At 30.1% G+C, this 18,647-nt stretch carries 21 protein-coding genes; 9 read left to right on the top strand and 12 right to left on the bottom strand.

Annotation, left to right across the window (positions count from 1 at the left end):
* Positions 1–792 (top strand): 2,3-bisphosphoglycerate-independent phosphoglycerate mutase (gpmI, locus tag QM495_RS04410; RefSeq protein WP_408670897.1); only part of this gene is annotated, 792 nt, incomplete at its 5' end.
* 33 nt (positions 793–825) lie between these two features.
* Positions 826–1,353 carry a thioredoxin family protein gene (locus tag QM495_RS04405; protein WP_408670896.1) on the top strand — a complete coding sequence of 176 codons (528 nt, stop codon included), beginning with the start codon at positions 826–828 and terminating at the stop codon, positions 1,351–1,353.
* Between the two features lie 62 nt (positions 1,354–1,415).
* Here the strand turns inward: QM495_RS04405 and QM495_RS04400 are convergent, their stop codons facing one another.
* Positions 1,416–2,684: an acetyl-CoA hydrolase/transferase family protein gene (locus tag QM495_RS04400; RefSeq protein ID WP_408670899.1), complete on the bottom strand. Its 1,269-nt coding sequence runs from the start codon at positions 2,682–2,684 to the stop codon at positions 1,416–1,418.
* 164 nt (positions 2,685–2,848) lie between these two features.
* Between QM495_RS04400 and map the strand changes: the two genes are divergently transcribed.
* From map to QM495_RS04385, 3 genes are read left to right on the top strand one after another with little or no spacing between them, the layout of a single operon-like run.
* Positions 2,849–3,652, top strand: a complete 804-nt coding sequence (gene map, locus QM495_RS04395) for a type I methionyl aminopeptidase (protein ID WP_408670895.1) — start codon at positions 2,849–2,851, stop codon at positions 3,650–3,652.
* 19 nt (positions 3,653–3,671) lie between these two features.
* On the top strand, positions 3,672–3,998 hold the full coding sequence (locus QM495_RS04390; RefSeq protein WP_408670894.1) for a cupin domain-containing protein: 327 nt from the start codon (positions 3,672–3,674) through the stop codon (positions 3,996–3,998).
* 10 nt (positions 3,999–4,008) lie between these two features.
* Positions 4,009–4,773, top strand: a complete 765-nt coding sequence (locus QM495_RS04385) for a class I SAM-dependent methyltransferase (protein ID WP_408670893.1) — start codon at positions 4,009–4,011, stop codon at positions 4,771–4,773.
* A gap of 1 nt (position 4,774) precedes the next feature.
* Here QM495_RS04385 and QM495_RS04380 read toward each other — a convergent pair whose 3' ends face one another.
* On the bottom strand, positions 4,775–5,761 hold the full coding sequence (locus QM495_RS04380) for an FAD:protein FMN transferase (protein ID WP_408670892.1): 987 nt from the start codon (positions 5,759–5,761) through the stop codon (positions 4,775–4,777).
* 135 nt (positions 5,762–5,896) lie between these two features.
* Here QM495_RS04380 and QM495_RS04375 point away from each other — a divergent pair, with 135 nt between their 5' ends.
* Positions 5,897–6,739 (top strand): flagellar motor protein MotB, encoded by an 843-nt coding sequence (locus tag QM495_RS04375; protein WP_408670891.1) that lies wholly within the window; start codon positions 5,897–5,899, stop codon positions 6,737–6,739.
* A 48-nt stretch (positions 6,740–6,787) separates the two neighbouring features.
* Here the strand turns inward: QM495_RS04375 and QM495_RS04370 are convergent, their stop codons facing one another.
* From QM495_RS04370 to QM495_RS04340, 7 genes are all read right to left on the bottom strand, one after another.
* Positions 6,788–7,165, bottom strand: coding sequence for a Na(+)-translocating NADH-quinone reductase subunit F (locus QM495_RS04370; protein ID WP_408670890.1), 378 nt, complete (start codon positions 7,163–7,165; stop codon positions 6,788–6,790).
* 74 nt (positions 7,166–7,239) lie between these two features.
* Positions 7,240–8,550 carry an NADH:ubiquinone reductase (Na(+)-transporting) subunit F gene (gene nqrF / locus QM495_RS04365; RefSeq protein ID WP_408670898.1) on the bottom strand — a complete coding sequence of 437 codons (1,311 nt, stop codon included), beginning with the start codon at positions 8,548–8,550 and terminating at the stop codon, positions 7,240–7,242.
* 2 nt (positions 8,551–8,552) lie between these two features.
* Complete coding sequence (nqrE, locus tag QM495_RS04360; protein WP_408670889.1) at positions 8,553–9,263, bottom strand: NADH:ubiquinone reductase (Na(+)-transporting) subunit E; 711 nt, start codon at positions 9,261–9,263, stop codon at positions 8,553–8,555.
* A 68-nt stretch (positions 9,264–9,331) separates the two neighbouring features.
* The gene (locus QM495_RS04355; protein WP_408670888.1) at positions 9,332–9,976 is read right to left on the bottom strand and encodes an NADH:ubiquinone reductase (Na(+)-transporting) subunit D; all 645 of its coding nucleotides are present in this window, start codon (positions 9,974–9,976) and stop codon (positions 9,332–9,334) included.
* 3 nt (positions 9,977–9,979) lie between these two features.
* Positions 9,980–10,726 (bottom strand): Na(+)-translocating NADH-quinone reductase subunit C, encoded by a 747-nt coding sequence (locus QM495_RS04350; RefSeq protein ID WP_408670887.1) that lies wholly within the window; start codon positions 10,724–10,726, stop codon positions 9,980–9,982.
* Positions 10,704–11,951, bottom strand: coding sequence for an NADH:ubiquinone reductase (Na(+)-transporting) subunit B (locus QM495_RS04345; protein ID WP_408670886.1), 1,248 nt, complete (start codon positions 11,949–11,951; stop codon positions 10,704–10,706). Before QM495_RS04345 ends, QM495_RS04350 begins: the two co-directional genes overlap by 23 nt.
* 4 nt (positions 11,952–11,955) lie before the next feature.
* Complete coding sequence (locus tag QM495_RS04340; RefSeq protein WP_408670885.1) at positions 11,956–13,305, bottom strand: Na(+)-translocating NADH-quinone reductase subunit A; 1,350 nt, start codon at positions 13,303–13,305, stop codon at positions 11,956–11,958.
* 189 nt (positions 13,306–13,494) lie between these two features.
* Here QM495_RS04340 and QM495_RS04335 point away from each other — a divergent pair, with 189 nt between their 5' ends.
* Positions 13,495–14,739 carry a DUF5103 domain-containing protein gene (locus QM495_RS04335; RefSeq protein ID WP_408670884.1) on the top strand — a complete coding sequence of 415 codons (1,245 nt, stop codon included), beginning with the start codon at positions 13,495–13,497 and terminating at the stop codon, positions 14,737–14,739.
* Positions 14,740–14,794: 55 nt separating this feature from the next.
* Positions 14,795–15,181: a Co2+/Mg2+ efflux protein ApaG gene (gene apaG, locus QM495_RS04330; protein ID WP_408670883.1), complete on the top strand. Its 387-nt coding sequence runs from the start codon at positions 14,795–14,797 to the stop codon at positions 15,179–15,181.
* A 52-nt stretch (positions 15,182–15,233) separates the two neighbouring features.
* Here the strand turns inward: apaG and QM495_RS04325 are convergent, their stop codons facing one another.
* Positions 15,234–15,941 carry an NRDE family protein gene (locus QM495_RS04325; protein WP_408670882.1) on the bottom strand — a complete coding sequence of 236 codons (708 nt, stop codon included), beginning with the start codon at positions 15,939–15,941 and terminating at the stop codon, positions 15,234–15,236.
* Positions 15,942–16,048: 107 nt separating this feature from the next.
* On the opposite strand from QM495_RS04325, the gene pruA reads away from it, so the two are divergent.
* Positions 16,049–17,677 carry an L-glutamate gamma-semialdehyde dehydrogenase gene (pruA, locus tag QM495_RS04320; protein WP_408670881.1) on the top strand — a complete coding sequence of 543 codons (1,629 nt, stop codon included), beginning with the start codon at positions 16,049–16,051 and terminating at the stop codon, positions 17,675–17,677.
* A 66-nt stretch (positions 17,678–17,743) separates the two neighbouring features.
* On the opposite strand, the gene QM495_RS04315 is transcribed toward pruA, so the two are convergent.
* Positions 17,744–17,923, bottom strand: coding sequence for a hypothetical protein (locus QM495_RS04315; RefSeq protein WP_408670880.1), 180 nt, complete (start codon positions 17,921–17,923; stop codon positions 17,744–17,746).
* 67 nt (positions 17,924–17,990) lie between these two features.
* Positions 17,991–18,617 (bottom strand): 16S rRNA (guanine(527)-N(7))-methyltransferase RsmG, encoded by a 627-nt coding sequence (gene rsmG, locus QM495_RS04310; protein ID WP_408670879.1) that lies wholly within the window; start codon positions 18,615–18,617, stop codon positions 17,991–17,993.
* Positions 18,618–18,647 lie beyond the last annotated feature (30 nt).

The raw sequence follows: 18,647 nt of genomic DNA, 5'->3' as shown, positions 1-18,647 counted from the left end.
CCAAAAGCGCAAATTAAAGCTGATGATGTTATTATTTTCTTCAATTATAGAACAGATAGAGGTCGTGAATTAACAGAAGTACTTTCGCAAAAAGATTTCCCTGAATTTGATATGAAAGCATTACCTCTTCATTACAATACAATGACGAATTACGATGAAACTTTTAAAAATATCAACGTAATTTATAATTCAGATAATTTAGAAGAAACGCTTGGTGAGGTATTAGAAAAGTCAGGGAAAAAACAAATTAGAATAGCAGAAACTGAAAAATATCCACACGTTACATTTTTCTTTTCTGGTGGAAGAGAACAAGAATTTAAAGGCGAAAAACGAATTTTGTTAAATTCACCTAAAGTTGCAACTTATGATATGCAACCTGAAATGAATGCTTATGAAATTAGAGATGCTATTATTCCTGAATTAAATAAAAAAGAAGTTGACTTTGTTTGTTTAAACTTCGCAAATGGTGATATGGTTGGGCATACTGGTGTTATGGAAGCAGCAATAAAAGCTTGTGAAGCAGTTGATAAATGTGTTAAAGATGTAGTGAACTCAGCTTTACAAAATGAGTATACAACAATTATAATTGCAGATCACGGTAACTGTGAAACCATGATAAACCCTGATGGAACTCCTCATACAGCACACACAACAAATCCTGTTCCACTTATTTTAGTTGATAAAGAATTAAAATCTATTAAAGATGGAATTTTAGGAGATGTTGCTCCAACAATTTTAAAATTAATGGGAATTCCTCAACCTAAAGTTATGTCACAACATTCTTTAATTTAATTTTGTACTTTTATTGAAATTTAATTGAATCGCATGAAAAAAATATTTTTTAGTCTTATTTTAATAGCAACTTTAGGCTGCACAGCTCAAAAGAAAGAAGCAACAGCAGTTAAAGATTCAACTGGAAATTTAGTTGGAATTGCCCATAAAGAAAATTTCCTTCAGGAACCTTATAATAATTGGTTTACTCCCAATTATAATGAGTATATTACAGATGAAGCAACTATTAAAAAACTTAAACCACTATTAAAAAAAGTAACTATAAAAGCTTTTATGGGTACTTGGTGCGGAGATAGTAAAGAACAAACACCTGCCTTTTATAAAATTTTAGATGCTGCTGATTTTAATTACAATAATCTAGAGTTAATTACTGTTAACAGAAGTAAAGCAACTCCAAATAATTTACAAGAAGGTTTTAATATTGAAAGAGTACCTACTTTTATTTTTTATAAAAAAGGAAAAGAAATAGGACGTTTTGTTGAATATCCAAGAGAAACTGTTGAAGCTGATATGTTAAAAATTGTTAGTGGAGAACCTTATAAACATTCTTATGAAGATTAAATTATAATCCTATTTTTAACAAAAAAGCCGATATTTATAAATATCGGCTTTTTAAAAATTTGTTAACACATTTCTTCAAAAAATCCTCTATCAATTTGTTCTCTATGATCTGGATGCGCAATTTTCACTAATTCATTAGCTCGTTGTTTTATAGTTTTTCCATACAAATTGGCTACTCCATATTCGGTAACAATATATTGTACGTGGGCTCTAGTCGTTACCACACCTGCTCCTCTGTTTAAAAACGGTACAATTCTACTAATTCCATTTTTAGTTGTTGAAGGCATTGCAATAATTGCTTTTCCACCTTCACTTAAAGAAGCTCCTCTAATAAAATCCATTTGCCCACCAACACCCGAATACAATCTGGTTCCAATAGAATCTGCACAAACCTGCCCTGTCATATCAACTTGAATGGCTGAATTAATGGCTACCATTTTTGGATTTTTTCTAATATTATGTACGTCATTTACATAATCACATGAGCGCATTTCAATAAATGGATTATCATCTACATAATCGTATAATCTTTTTGAACCCATTAAAAAAGTAGTTAAAGCTCTTCCCTTTCCAATTCCTTTATAATTACAATTTATAACATCTTTTAAAATTAAATCAATTACTCCATCTGAAAACATTTCAGTATGCAATCCTAAATCTTTATGATTTCCTAATCTAGATAATACCGCATTAGGTATATTTCCAATTCCCATTTGTAACGTACTTCTATCTTCAATTAAGTTTGCAATATGATCTCCAATTTTACTTTCAATTTTATTAGGTTCAGGTAAAATAAATTCGTGAATAGGTGAATCTTCTTCTACAAAAGTATCCAATTCAGAAATATGAATAATTCCTTCTCCAAGTACTCTCGGCATCTGTTTATTAATTAAAGCAATTACATGTTTTGCATTTTCAATAACCGATAAAATTGCTTCAATGGAAACTCCTAATGAACAATATCCATGCTTATCAGGTGTTGAAACCTGAATTAAAGCAACATCAACAGGTAAAATTCCTCTTTTAAATAACATAGGAACTTCACTTAAAAACACAGGTGTATAAGAACCGTTTCCTGCTTTTAATGTATGTCGAACATTCGGCCCAATAAATAAGGAGTTCACATGAAAACTATCCTTATAAATAGGATTTGCATAAGGTGTTTTTCCTTCTATGTGTAAGTGGCAAATTTCAACATTTCTTAACTCTTCATGTCGTTCCGTTAAAGCATTTATTAAAGATTGGGGTGCAGATGCAGCCGCTTGAATATAAACTCTATCGTTTGATTTTACAACTTTTACTGCTTCTTCAGCAGTTACTGCTTTGTACATCATTCCTTATTAAAATTATTTTGCGAAAATACGAATGATTTCAACCAAAAACACTGTCAAAAGTCATATTTTAAAATTTGTTATTTCCTTATGAAACTGTAAGAATTCTAAGCTTAGAAATTATTTATTTTAAAGTACCTTTGCAAAACAAATTTTATACTTGAATGATTATAATTAAAACTAGTGAAGAAATAGAGTTAATGAGAGAGAGTGCATTAATTGTATCTAAAACTTTAGGAATGCTTGCTAAAGAAGTAAAACCTGGAGTAAGCACCTTATATTTAGATAAATTAGCAGAAGATTTTATACGAGAACAAGGCGCAATACCAGGATTTTTAGGTTTATACGATTTCCCAAACACCTTATGTATGAGTCCAAATGCTCAAATTGTTCATGGAATTCCTAATCGTAAACCATTAAAAGATGGGGATATTATTTCTATTGACTGTGGTGCTTTAAAAAATGGATTTTATGGTGATCACGCTTATACTTTTGAGGTTGGAAATGTTGCTGAAGAAACTAAAAAACTACTACAAATTACCAAAGAAAGTTTATATGCTGGAATAAGAGAATTTAAAATTGGAAATAGAGTTGGCGATGTTGGTTTTGCTATTCAAAATTATTGTGAAAAACACGGGTATGGTATTGTGAGAGAATTAGTTGGTCATGGATTAGGAAGTGTAATGCATGAAGATCCAGAAATGCCTAATTATGGTCGACGTGGTAGAGGTAAAAAATTTATTGAAGGAATGGTAGTTGCCATAGAGCCAATGGTAAATATGGGAACTCATCAAATTAATCAGTTAAATGATGGTTGGACTATTTTAACCAAAGATGGGAAGCCAAGTGCTCATTTTGAGCATGATATTGCTATAATAAATGGTAAACCTGAATTACTTTCTACATTTAAATACGTTTATAAAGCATTAGGAATTGAAAGTAAGGAAGAAGATGAGTTTAAACAATAAGTTTAAATTTTAAAGAACCATGTTTAAAGAAATTTCAAAAATTGAACAAAAAGAAGTCATGAAAGGCTTTAAAGGAAGGTTTTTTCATACCAATAGTTCAACTATTGCTTTTTGGGAAATTGAAGAAAATGCTATTTTACCTAAACATTCTCATATCCACGAACAAACAACTCAAATAATTGAAGGGCTGCTTGAAATGACCATTGGAGATAAGAAAATAATTCTAAAACCTGGCATGATTGTTTATATTCCTTCCGAAGTAAAACATAGCGGCAAAGCTTTAACAACTTGTAAATTAACTGATACGTTTTGTCCTACAAGAGAAGATTTGAAATTTGATTATTAAAACTTAACTCTTGAAAAGACTCTTTAAATTTATACTAAATACAATTCCAAGACCAATACTTATTAAGGTTAGCTTTTGGGTACGCCCTTTAATTTCATTCATTTTAAAAGGAAGTACTTATACAGACCCCATTGATGGAAAAAGTTTTAGCAGTTTTTTACCTTATGGTTATGGCTCACAACGTCCAAATGCCTTATCTCCAAGTACACTTTCATTAGAACGCCACAGACTACTTTGGTTGTACTTAAAAAATGAAACCGATTTTTTTACAACACCTAAAAAAGTACTTCATATTGCACCAGAACAATGCTTTTTAAAACTCTTTAAACAGCAAGAAAATTTGGACTATACCACAGCTGATTTACATTCCCCAATTGCAGATGTTAAAGCTGATATTTGCAACTTGCCTTTTGAAAACAACACCTATGATGTTGTTTTATGCAATCATGTTTTAGAACATATTGAAGATGACAAAAAAGCTATGAGTGAATTATTTAGGGTATTAAAACCTAACGGAATGGGAATTTTTCAAATTCCACAAGAATTAGATAGAGAAAAAACTTATGAAGATTTTACGATAACTTTACCTGAGGAACGTGCCAAGCATTTTGGACAGTATGATCACGTACGTATTTATGGTAGAGATTATTTTAACCGCCTAAGGAAAGTTGGTTTTACAGTCAATGAAATAGATTATTCTAAAAAACTTACTAATGAGATGGTTAAAAAATACTGTTTAGTAAAAGGTGAAATTTTGCCTGTTTGCTTCAAATAACTTAATTGTTGAAACTAGCCGATTTGTACGTTTGCATTTCTCCTTTTTCATTTGCATAGATTAAAAATACCTTTAATTCGGTGTGATTTTTTAAAAATTCTTTAGATTTCTCTAAACCCATTGCCATAAATGCTGTGGCATATCCATCTGCATCTGCACAACCAGATTTTGAAATTACTGATGCACTTAATAAATTACTTTCTGTAGCGTAACCTGTTTTAGCATTTATTGTGTGTACATATTTATTGCCATCATCATCAGTTCTATATTTACGGTAATTTCCTGATGTTGCCATAGATTCATTATGTAATTGAATAGTAATTGCAAAAGATCGCGTACCATTCTCATTTGGGTTTTCAATAGCTATTCTCCAAAATTCTTCATGTTGATTTACACCTCTTGCTCTAATTTCACCACCAATTTCAATCATATAGTTTTCAATTCCATATTGTTCAAATAACCTCCCAACAACATCTACTAAATAACCTTTAGCAATGGCATTAAAATCAAAATAAATCTCAGGGTATAATTTAGAAATGTTGTTATTGTTAAGTTTCACTTTATTAAATCCAACAAAAGTTAATAGGTCTTTAATTTTAGTAGCATCTAAATTTTTAATAGGTTTTTCTGGCCCAAATCCCCAAGCATTCACTAAAATTCCCACAGTTGGATCAAATTCACCATTTGTTTCTTTGTAAATCTTTTCTGATTTTAAAAATACTTCTTTAAAAAAATGATCTACAATAACTGTTGTATCTCCTTTATTTATTTTAGAAATATCTGAAGTAGGAATATAAGTAGATACTGATTTATTGATAGCTTGAATTAGGCTATCAATTTTAACTTCAAAAGTTAAATTACTTTCTGATAAATATCGAATAGAAAATGTAGTTCCGATGGCATTTCCTTTTAAAATTTTTAACTTATTTTCGGATTCATTACAAGAAATAAATAGAAATAATACAATTAAAAATAACAAATTTCTCATCCTCTTTTCTTATTAAAATTAGCTTGTGTAAAGATATCATTTTAAAGTTTCATAAATTCTTCATAAATTTTTTAAATAAATAAAATTCTAAACTTCTTTTTTCTAACTTTGTTTCGTATTAAATTATTTTAAATTATGAAAAAAATATTTGGGTTAATTATTGTAACATCAGTGTTATTAAGTTCTTGTGTATCACAAAAAAAATATACTGAACTAGAAGGAAATTTCAATAAAAAAAATCAGGAATTAGTTGATACTAAAGCTAATTTGATGAAATGTAGAATTGAGAATGAAAGTAAAATATCTTCACTTGAGCAACAAGTAGTTGATTTAAGAAAAGACAAAGAAAAAACATTAGAATATGTTGATAATTTGACTGTATTATCTAAATCCGCTTCCGATAATATTAAAGAAACATTAGCTCAAATGGGGAAAAAAGATGAGTATATTACATATATTCAAAAGGCAATTACCCGAAAAGATTCAATTAACTTGGCTTTAGGATTTAAATTAAAAAAAGTTTTAAAAGATGGTTTACATGATGATGATATTCAAATAAATGTTGAAAAAACAGTTGTTTACATTTCAATTGCTGATAAGTTATTATTTAAAAGTGGAAGTGCAACTATTTCAAATGATGCTAAAAGTGTGTTAGGTAAAGTAGCTGAAGTTATTGGTGCACAACCAAATTTAGAAGTTATGGTTGAAGGTTATACTGACAACAAAAAGGTTATTAGTAATGCTAGTATTAAAGATAATTGGGATTTAAGTGTAAAACGTTCTACAGCAGTTATTAGAGTTTTACAAAATGATTTCAATATTAAACCTAGCCGTTTAGTTGCTGCAGGTAGAAGTGAATATATGCCTTTAGAAAGTAATGACACTGTTGAAGGTAGAGCTCGTAATAGAAGAACTCGAATTGTTTTAATGCCAAAACTAGAGCAATTCTTTGATTTATTAGAAAATAAAGTTGAATAGCTAATTATAAAGTTATTAAACTAAAAAACCACGCAAATGCGTGGTTTTTTAGTTTAATTCTACATCTAATAATTGTAAGCCATCATATTGTAATAAATATTCATCGTGCAAGAATGGGGCCTTTGTTTTATCATGACTTGCACCTAATCCTATTCCTGCAAAAATTACTTTAGCATTGTTTTTACGAGCATGATTTTTAAAGGTTTCCATCCAAACTACATCATATATTATTGGGGTTTCAGAAATTTCTACGGCTTTTACAATCACAAAAAAACGTTGACTTTTCTTGTTAATACATACAAATTGTGGCTGTTTTTTTAATTGACTATTTATAGCTATAAATTCATAACCTTTAGCTTCTAAGTCTTTTCCAACTATGTTCATAGCTAGATTGTGTAATTCTTGTTTTGTAAGTTCTCTATTCATTTAAACGATATTCAAAAAAAATCCGACACAAAGGGTATCGGATTTTATATTGTTAATTATTTAATGTCTTCTAATTAACCACCAAAGTCATCAAATCTAATATTTTCATCAGATAATCCAAAATCTTCACCCATTTTTTGAACAGCATTGTTCATTAATGGTGGTCCACAAAAATATAATTCTAAATCTTCAGGAGCTTCATGTTTCGTTAAGTATTCATCAATTACTGCTTGATGTACAAATCCTGTAAATCCATCACCTTCTGTATCTAGATAATCTTTTTTATTTACCCAATTATCTTCAGGCATTGGTTCAGATAATACTAAGTAAAATCTAAAGTTAGAGAACTCTTTTTCTAATTTATAAAAATGCTCGGCATAGAACAATTCACGTTTAGAACGTCCACCATACCAATAAGTAACAGTTCTACCAGTTTTTAAGGTATTGAATAAATGATATAAATGTGAACGCATTGGAGCCATACCAGCACCACCACCAACATATAACATTTCAGCATCAGAATCATTGATAAAGAATTCTCCATAAGGGCCTGATATTGTAACTTTATCACCTTTTTTACGTGAGAAAATATAAGATGACGCTATACCTGGGTTTACATTCATCCACCCATTTTTAGCTCTATCCCAGGGTGGCGTTGCAATACGTACATTTAACATAATTTCTCTTCCTTCAGCAGGGTAAGAAGCCATAGAATATGCACGTTCAACTTGTTCTTTATTAGACATTTTAAGATCCCATAAACCAAACTTGTCCCATTCCATTTGGAATTTATCAGGAGTTTCGTGCTCTTCAGGATGTGCAGTAATATCCATATTCTTGAAATCAATTTCACAAGCTGGTATTTCAATTTGAATATATCCACCGGCTTTATAGCCCATATCTTCAGGAATTTCAACAACAAATTCTTTAATAAAAGATGCTACATTATAATTACGAACTACAGTTCCTTCCCATTTTTTAATTCCAAAAACTTCTTCAGGAATAGAAATATCCATATCCTGTTTTACTTTAACCTGACAAGCTAAACGAATGCCATCTTTTAATTCTTTACGTGTAAAATGAGGTGTTTCAGTAGGTAATGCTTCACCTCCACCAGAATGCACATGACATTCACATTGAATACAGGTTCCACCACCTCCACAAGCTGAAGGTAAAAATATTTTAGCATTTCCTAAAGTTGTTAATAATGAACTTCCTGAAGGAACTTCAATGGTGCGTTCCCCATTAATTTTAATCTTTACTGGGCCAGATGGCGATAGTTTTTGCTTAACAAATAATAACAAAGCTACTAATAACAATGTTAACAGTAAAAAGGCAGCTACTGTTGCCACTATGGTTCCTATTGTACTTGCTGCTAATATCATCATTATTCTTGTATTTCTTTTTCGTTATTGGCTAAATCTATTGGTTCTTTTATAACTTTAACTTGTACTGTTTTTTCTTCAGTTTCTTTTTCATCACCTCCTGTAAGCATTCCACCAAAACTCATAAATCCAATTGCCATTAAACCTGTAATAATAAAGGTAATTCCTAGACCTCTAAGCGGGGCAGGAACATTTGAATATCTAATTTTTTCTCGGATTGCTGCAATGGCTAAAATTGCTAAAAACCAGCCAATTCCTGAACTAATTCCATAATTAAAGGCCAATCCTAATGATTGGATTTCACGAGATTGCATAAATAATGAACCTCCTAAAATTGCACAGTTTACGGCAATAAGTGGTAAAAATATACCTAATGAATTATATAGTCCTGGAGAAAATTTCTCTACAATAATTTCAACTAATTGTACCATGGTTGCAATAGTTGCAATAAACATGATAAAAGATAAAAAACTTAAATCATATACTGCATATTCTGGGCCTAGCCAAGCTAATGCACCATCTTTTAAAATATAAGTATCTAACAACCAGTTTAAAGGGACTGTAATTGCCATTACAAATATTACAGCTGCTCCCAATCCAACTGCTGTTGATACTTTTTTAGATACTGCTAAGTACGAACACATTCCTAAGAATGTTGCAAATACCATATTATCTATAAATATTGACTTAAAAAATAATTCTATATGTTCCATTTTTTATAGTATTGAATATTGAGTTGTTAATATTTAAGTTTTTTTTTAAAAACATCTCAATCCTATTTTTAATCTTCTATTAATGATGTATTTCTTGAGCGTTGTACCCATATTATTAAACCCACAGTTATTAATGCCATAGGTGCTAACAACATAAAACCATTGTTTTCATATCCATAAGCATACACCCCTGTTTTCTCAACTGAATCTCCCAAAACTTTATACCCAAGTAAAGATCCTGAACCTAACAATTCTCTAAAGAATGCAACTATAATTAATATAATTCCATAACCTGCTGAGTTTCCAATACCATCTAAAAATGATCTCCATGGTCCGTTTGCTAAAGCAAAAGCTTCAAAACGCCCCATAATAATACAGTTTGTAATAATTAAACCAACAAATACAGATAATTGTTTAGATAATTCATACGCATATGCTTTTAATACTTGATCAACAATAATTACCAAGGCTGCAGCTATTATTAGCTGAACAATAATTCTAATTTTTGATGGTATAATGTTTCTTAATAGTGAAATAACCACGTTACCCATTGCTAATACAAACATAACTGAAATAGCCATTACTATTGAAGCTTTTAATTCGGCCGTAATTGCTAAAGCAGAACAAATACCTAATACTTGAATTGTAATAGGATTATTATCGGCTAAAGGATCTGTTATTAATTTAGCGTCTTTTTTTGATAGAAGTCCCATAAATTATTTCTTTAAAGTTTTTAAATATGGTAAATACATTTGCAAGTCTTTTTTTAACATTGCTGTTAAACCATTTCCTGTAATTGTTGCTCCTGCAATCGCATCTACTTCAAAATCTGTTTTGTTTATATTTTTAGGATCAGAATTTCCCTTTGCAACTGTAATTCCTTTAAAAGTATCTCCATCTAAAATATGTTCACCAACAAAATCATCCATAAAAAATCGTTCTTTGATGTTTGACCCTAAACCTGGTGTTTCACCAGCATGGTCAAAAAATACACCTTGAACTACTAATTGGTTATCTAATGCTACATATCCCCAAATTGCATCCCATAATCCTTTTCCTCGAACTGGGACTATATAGAAAAACTTGTTGTCTTTTTTACCAATAAATAAAGGTAATCTTCTTACATAGTTTGCGTCTTTTGCAGCAGCAGCCTCTTTTTTAATATCAATTAAATATGCTTTTGAATCTTCAACAGCATCTGTACCTGTTATTACATATTGTTTGATAATATATTTTGAGAATTTTTCACCAACAGTTGCTTTAGAAACAAATTCTACACTAGTTTCTTCATTTTCATTAACGTCCATTGCGTATAGAATATTTTGTTGTTTTTCTATACGTCTATTTTCAGCTATTTTTTCTTTTAAAGATTGGGCTACAAAAGCTAATAAAGACCCAACAATAAGTACCATTGCTATTGCAAACAGTACGGTATATGTGTTACTTTCTGTATTCCTTGACATTGTAAACTGTTTTTGGTTTTAAACGTTTTAATCTTCTTTTTACATTTCCTTGAACCACATAATGGTCTATAGTAGGTGCAAATACATTCATTAACAATATTGCCAACATTACACCTTCTGGATACGCAGGATTAAATACACGAATCATAATTGAGATAAATCCAATTAGAAATCCATAAATCCATTTCCCTTTATTAGTTTGTGAAGCTGTTACAGGATCTGTTGCCATAAATACTATACCAAATGCTAACCCTCCTATTAATAAGTGATGCCAGAACACGGTATTCATTAAACTATAGAATTTACTTCCTTCATGTATCCAGCCAGCGTTTATAACACCATTAAATATGAGTCCCATTACTAATGCACCTACAACAGCAGACAGCATTATTCTCCAACTTCCAACTTTGGTAAATATTAAATATAAACCACCTAACAATATTAAGAATGTTGAGGTTTCACCTACAGAACCAGGTATAAAACCAAAAAACATATCAGAAACTGAATAAGCTATTTCTTTTCCTTGAGCTAAACTTCCTAAAATAGTTTCTCCTGAAATAGCATCCAAATTTGCACCTGCAACAATTTCATTAGTTCTTTCAACTGCACCAGTTACCCAAACTTTATCACCGCTCATCCAAGTTGGATATGCAAAAAATAAAAAAGCTCTTATAGTTAATGCTGGATTTAATATATTCATACCAGTTCCTCCAAAAACTTCTTTCCCAATCACTACTCCAAAAGCAACTGCCACAGCAAGCATCCAAAGTGGAGTATCAATAGGAACAATTAAAGGAACTAACATTCCTGAAACAAAATAACCTTCTTCAACTTCATGATTGTTAATGGTTGCAAAAATCACCTCAATTCCTAACCCAACAACATACGAAACAATTAATAGTGGAACTAACTTAGTGGCACCAATTAAAAAGTTATCAAAAGTCCAAAAATCTCCACTTAGAAATGACATTCCTTCTTGATAACCGTTAATTGCAATATGTTGTTGAAATCCAACATTAAACATTGCAAAAATTAATATCGGAATTAGTGGTATTAAAACGTTCGTCATTAATCTTTTTAAATCATCTGCACCTCGTAAGTGACCACCTGAATGTGTTGTGTCATTTGGTGTGTACATGAAAGTATGGAAAGCAGCATAAGCAGATAGCCACTTTTTACCTTTTCCTTTTTCTTTTATATTATGTAATTTTTCTTTTAACCCCATAATTTTATCCTATTTCTTTTAACATTAAGTCTAAGCCTTTTCTAATAATTTCTTGATGTGGTTGTTTAGAAATACAAATAAATTCAGTCAAAGCAAAATCTTCAGGAGCAACTTCATACATTCCTAAACTTTCCATTTCATCTAAATCTTTATACATACAAGCTTTTAAAATTTGCATTGGATAAATATCTAAAGGAAATACTTCTTCATAAGCACCTGTAACTACAAAAGCTCTATGTTCACCATTTGTATTTGTGTTTAAATCATACTTTTTATTTGGGAATAACCAAGAAAAAGTTAATGCTCTTGTTGTTGATATTTTTTTAAAAACTGGCATGGTCCAACCAAAAAACTCATAATCATTTCCTTCGGGAATTACTGTTACTATATTACTATAGTAATCTAGATTCCCTTTTGAATCTACTGCTTTTCCTGTTAACACATTCCCACTAATAACTCTGTTATTATTTCTCGCCAGCTTTCCTTCAACAATTGAAGATATAGATGCTCCAATTTTTGTTTTATAATATTTTGGAGTTGAAACTGAAGATCCTGCTAAAGCAATTATTCGTTCAGCATTAAATTTTCCAGTTAATAATAACTCACCAATAATTACTAAATCTTGCGGAGAAACTGTCCAAACTACCTCTCCTTTATTAATAGGATCTATTTGTGCAATTTGAGTCCCTACATTTCCTATTGGATGTGGGCCAGAAACTTTATGTAATGAAATATCACTTAAACTAGCCAATGAAGAATTTGAATTTTCCCCTACAGAAACGTGAACTTCACCAGAAGTTAATTTACTTAAAGCAGTAACTGCGGCTTGTAGCTCGTTTTCTTTACCTGCCAATACATAATCGTAATCAGCTGCTAAAGGAGCACTTGCATAAGCAGAAATAAAAATTGCTTTTGGTTCGTTTTCCGGATTTGCAATTACATCATACGGTCTTTGCATAATAAATGGCCAACAACCTGCTGCTAATAAATGGGTTTTAACCTCATTAGCTTTCATTATTTTTGGGTCTTTTACTCCAAAATCAAAAAATTGTTGTTCACTATCAGCTTGGATTTGAATTGCTAATATTTTTCTTTTTTCACCACGTATAATATCTTTCACCTCTCCACTAACAGGTGAAGGAAATTTCATATCTTCATTAGTTTTATTATAAAAAACTGCTTCTCCAGCTTTTAACTTTACACCAACTTTAACTGATAATTTAGGGATAATACTGTGGAAATCTTCAGGCTTTAATGTAAAAACATTACTCGACATTGCATTTTCGGTAATTTTTTCAGCGTTACCCTTTAGCTTAATATCTAAACCTTTTTTAATTCGAATGTCTTGTGACATATTTATAGTTTATTTAATAGTCTTTAAAAACGGAGCAAAAATAAGAATTTCTAACTTAGGATTTATGATTTTTATCATGTTTTTATGTAACAATTATTATTACCATCTGTCAATTTTAGATTTATTACTTTTACTGATACCTTTTGGTATAAATTTTGTTAATTCAACAACTATATAAATTTAATTCCCTTGAGAAAATATTTTTTACCTCTTTATTTTGTGCTATTTTTTTTAGCTAGTTATTCTCAAAATAACTATACAGAACCTGATTATATTAAAACAATTGTATTTAAACCAGCCACCTCAAATTTATATACACCTATTATAAAATTAGGAGAAAGAATAAATCTATCTTTTGATGATTTAAATGCCAATGAACAAGATTATACATATAAAATTGAGTATTGCAACATAGATTGGGGAATCTCTAACATTTCTAAATCTGAATTTATTCAAGGTTATGCTGAAGATAGAATTAGAGATTATGAAAACTCGTTTAACACATTGCAACCTTATACAAATTATACATTAACTATTCCAAATGAAAACACTAGAATTAAAATTTCAGGAAATTACATGCTGTCGGTTTTAAATGAAGATGAAGAGGTTATTTTTAAGCGTCATTTTATAGTTTATGAGCCAAAAGTAACTGTTGGGGTTGCTGTTTATAAAAGTAGAAACATCTCAACAATAAACACAAAACAATCGGTCGAATTTATAATTAATCATCCTAATTATAGAATTAATAATGCTAGTGAAGAAATTAAACCTATTTTACTTCAAAACAATAACTGGCAAACTGCAATTACAAGTTTAAAACCACAATTTTACAGAGGCGAACAACTTTTGTATAAATACAATAAAGAAACTAGTTTTTGGGCTGGAAATGAGTTTTTATACTTCGATTCGAAAGATATTAGAAGTTCAACATTAAATATAGCTACTGTTGAATTAGGTAGAGAATTGTACCACACCTATTTATACACCAATGAAGAACGAGCAAATTTACCTTATACACTATTTCCAGATGTTAATGGGAATTTTATAGTGAGAACTTTAAATGGAAATAACAGTAATACAGATGCAGATTATAGTTGGGTTCATTTTTCATTAAAAAGTCATCAAATTTTAAAAAATGAAAATATTTATATTCACGGTAATTTCAACAATTGGCAATTAAACGAAACAAATAAACTTCATTATAATAATGAAACTGGACTATATGAAGCAACATTATTATTAAAACAAGGGTTTTACAATTACCAATATGTAACACTCACAGAAAGCGGCTTAATTAATAACAAAACTATAAATGGCTCTTTTTATCAAACCGAAAATGATTACACAGTAATAGTTTATCACAAACCCTTTGGCAGTAGATACACTAAAGTTATTGGTGTTGGTTTTGGAAATTCTGAAAAAATTAACAATTAACTTTTAAATTCAAAAAATTACTACCTTTGGATAGAAAATCAAGCAATAAATTGCTATGGTACAACAAGTAACAAATGGTATAAAAATTTCAGTAACGTCTAATTTCGAAGGTATAAATTATCGAAATTATAGGCTTTATTATGCTTTTAGTTACCAAGTTAGTATTGAAAACCAAAGTAATGAAACTGTACAACTTTTGGCAAGACATTGGAAAATTTTTGATTCATTAAATGGTACCGAAATAGTTGAAGGATCTGGAGTTATTGGCAAAAAGCCAATTTTAAAACCATCGCAAATTCATACTTATAAATCTAACTGTTTTTTAACATCGCCAATTGGTGCTATGAGTGGTTTTTATACTATGGTGAATTTTGCTACTACAAAAACGTTTAAAGTAAATATCCCTACATTTCAGCTAATGGTTTCAAATATTCATAATTAAATACGAAATTTAGCTTTCGTTGGTTTTATAATTGTTTCTATACTAACTTTTGTTATTGGTTAAAGCTAGTTTTAGTTATTTTATTGTGCACCACATCTTCATACAGCATTTCAATAATTTTGTTCTCTTTTTTTACTGAAGTAATACTTACTGTTTCAACATAAGAACGTTTCATTAAAATAGATTGTTCTTTATCTCCAATTTCTGAATGATGAAATTTTAAAATAGTTGAAGAACTAAATTTATTATTAGCAATCCAATCTTTAAACCAGTACTTACGTGTTTCTTTCATTTCATTTTCATACAATGTAGACGATGACCATATTTTAGGTTTATTTTCTAGCTTTGTAACGTGTTTTTTAGTTTCATCCCAAATTAATTCATACAAATTCAATTTCTCATCATTCCAATCAATAATTACCATTGTAAATGGTTCAATTCCTTCTAAATTTAGATTTTTAATGTACTTTTTAACTATGGAAGTTTGTAATATTTCTTTAGCAATAACACCTCTACTTCTTTTATATTTTTTCTTTTTTATATGATTTTTAAATGCACCATTTAGCAAGCAAATCAATCTATTTTTAGAACTTGTACCAACCCAAGTTCCTCCAGCAATTTTATCCTTAGGAAATAACATTTCAATGCCATTTTCTTTATATTTTTTTGGCGTAAATGTTTTCCTCAATGACTGCTCATCCCTACTGGAAGTTAAAATAAAATTATTGTTTTCTAAGGGGAGGAAAGTAACGGTACACATGCTATTAAAATTTGAATATTGAGTATTAGTTTGTTGCGAAAAAAGTAAATCCTATTTTGTAACTTTGCAACACAAATTTAAACAGAAAACATTTAAAAAATAACATAATGGCTTCAGGATTTTACAAAGTACCAAAAGCAGTTAACGAGCCTGTTAATTCATTCGCTCCGGGAACTCCAGAACGTAAAGCTTTATTAGATACGTACAAAAAAATGTACAATGAGCAAATTGATATTCCATTTTATATTGGCGGAAAAGAATATAGAACTGGAAATACTGTAGATATTAATCCTCCACACGATCATAAACACGTTGTTGGAAAGTACCATACTGCAGACAAAGAACATATTGTATTAGCCGTTGAAAAAGCTGCTGAAGCTCGTGTAAAATGGGCAGCAACAAGTTGGGAACATAGAGCAGCAATTTTTTTAAAAGCAGCAGATTTATTAGCGGGTCCTTTCCGAAATAAAATGAATGCAGCAACTATGATTGCACAATCTAAAAATGTAATGCAAGCTGAAATTGATGCTTCTTGTGAATTAATCGACTTTTTTCGTTTTAACGTAGAATTTATGACTGAGATTTACAACAATCAACCACAATCTTCTCCAGGAATTTGGAACCGTATGGAATACCGTCCATTGGAAGGTTTTGTTTACGCAATTACACCATTTAACTTCACTTCAATTGCAGGTAATTTACCTGCCGCTCCTGCAATGATGGGAAATGTTGTTATCTGGAAACCTGCAAGATCTCAAGTATATTCTGCACAAGTAATTATGGAATTATTTAAAGCAGCTGGTTTACCTGATGGCGTTATTAATATGGTAACTGGAAATTCCGGAATGATAACCGATGTATTATTAGGAAGCCCTGATTTTACAGGAGTTCACTTTACGGGTTCTACACCTGTATTTAAAAGTTTTTGGAAAACCATTGGAAATAATATGGACACCTATAAATCATATCCTAGAATTGTAGGAGAAACTGGGGGAAAAGATTTTATTTGGGCACATCCTTCAGCAAACGCTCAAGAAGTTGGAACTGCAATCTCTAGAGGTGCATTTGAATTCCAAGGTCAAAAATGTTCTGCTGCTTCAAGAGCTTATTTACCAAAAAGCTTATGGAAAGACATTAAAGCAACCATAATTAAAGATGTAAAATCGTTTAAAATGGGAACTCCTGAAGATACTTCAAACTTTATTAATGCTGTAATTGACAATAGAGCCTTTAAAAAATTATCTGGTTACATTGAAGAAGCAAAACAAGATACTGATGCTGAAATTATAGTTGGAGGTGGTTATAATGATTCTGTTGGGTATTTTATAGAACCAACAATTATTGTTACTACAAACCCACAGTACAAAACAATGGTAAACGAATTATTTGGACCAATTATGACCATCTTTGTTTATGAAGATGAACAATGGGAAGAAATGTTAGATGTTGTTAATAATACAAGTGAATTTGCGTTAACTGGAGCAATTTTTAGCGGTGACCGTTATGTGATTGATATTGCAACCAATAAATTAGAAAATGCTGCTGGAAACTTTTACATTAACGACAAACCAACTGGAGCTGTTGTAGGTCAACAACCATTTGGTGGTGCTAGAGGTTCAGGAACAAATGATAAAGCTGGCTCTGTTTGGAATTTATTACGTTGGGTAAGCAATCGCACTATTAAAGAAACTTTTGTAACTCCTACAAATTATAGGTATCCTTTTTTAGAAGAATAAATAGTTATTATTACAATAAAAAACTCGCCAAAAGGCGAGTTTTTTTACTAATGTTTAAATATTCTATTATCCTTTTTCTAGTTTATCAGCATCTGGAAGCAACCCTACTAATTCCTGAGGGTTGTGAATTAATACAGGTATATGTTGCGGACAGATATAAAATTCACTTTCTTGATAATAAAATTTCGTTACAGGTGTTTCATTTGATGATTTTTTACAAACTAAACACTCTTTATTTTTACTCATAATTTACGCATTTTATAGAAGACAAAATTACCTTAAAATATTTTATTGATTTGTGACATTTGTCATATCATCTTTTTTTCAAAGGAATATGAACCACTTTTTTAGTTTCGAAAAAATCTTCTTTAAAATAATCTGTTAAATTAAATTGAGTAGCATTAGGGAAATTTATTAACTCCTCTGCTAAATCACCTCCTTTTAAGTATAAAATTCCATTTTTTAACGTGTGGTGTTGTTTTTTAGCAATTTTTTTTCTGACCCATTTTACAAAATCATCCATATTTGTTACTGCTCTACTTACAATAAAATCAAATTCGCCTTTTACAGCTTCAGCTCTCAAATGTTCAGCTTTCACATTTTTTAATCCTAATGCTTTGGCAACTTCATTTACAACTTTAATTTTTTTACCAATAGAATCTACCAAATAAAAATTAGTTTCAGGAAATAGGATTGCTAAAGGAATTCCTGGAAAACCTCCACCAGTACCAACATCTAAAACAGAAGTTTTTGGTTTAAATGGTTGCACTTTTGCAATACCTAATGAATGTAATATATGACGAATGTATAATTCATCAATATCTTTTCTGGAAATCACATTAATTTGAGCATTCCATTCCTTGTATAATTCTTCAAGTTTAGAAAATTGATTAATTTGTGTTTCAGACAAATCAGAAAAATAGTATGAAATTATTTCCATATAGTAATATTATGCTTGCAAAATTACTTC

The sequence above is a fragment of the Lutibacter sp. genome, from assembly GCF_046055765.1.
Taxonomy (GTDB): domain Bacteria; phylum Bacteroidota; class Bacteroidia; order Flavobacteriales; family Flavobacteriaceae; genus Lutibacter.
This window is presented reverse-complemented; position numbering and strand designations above follow the sequence as displayed.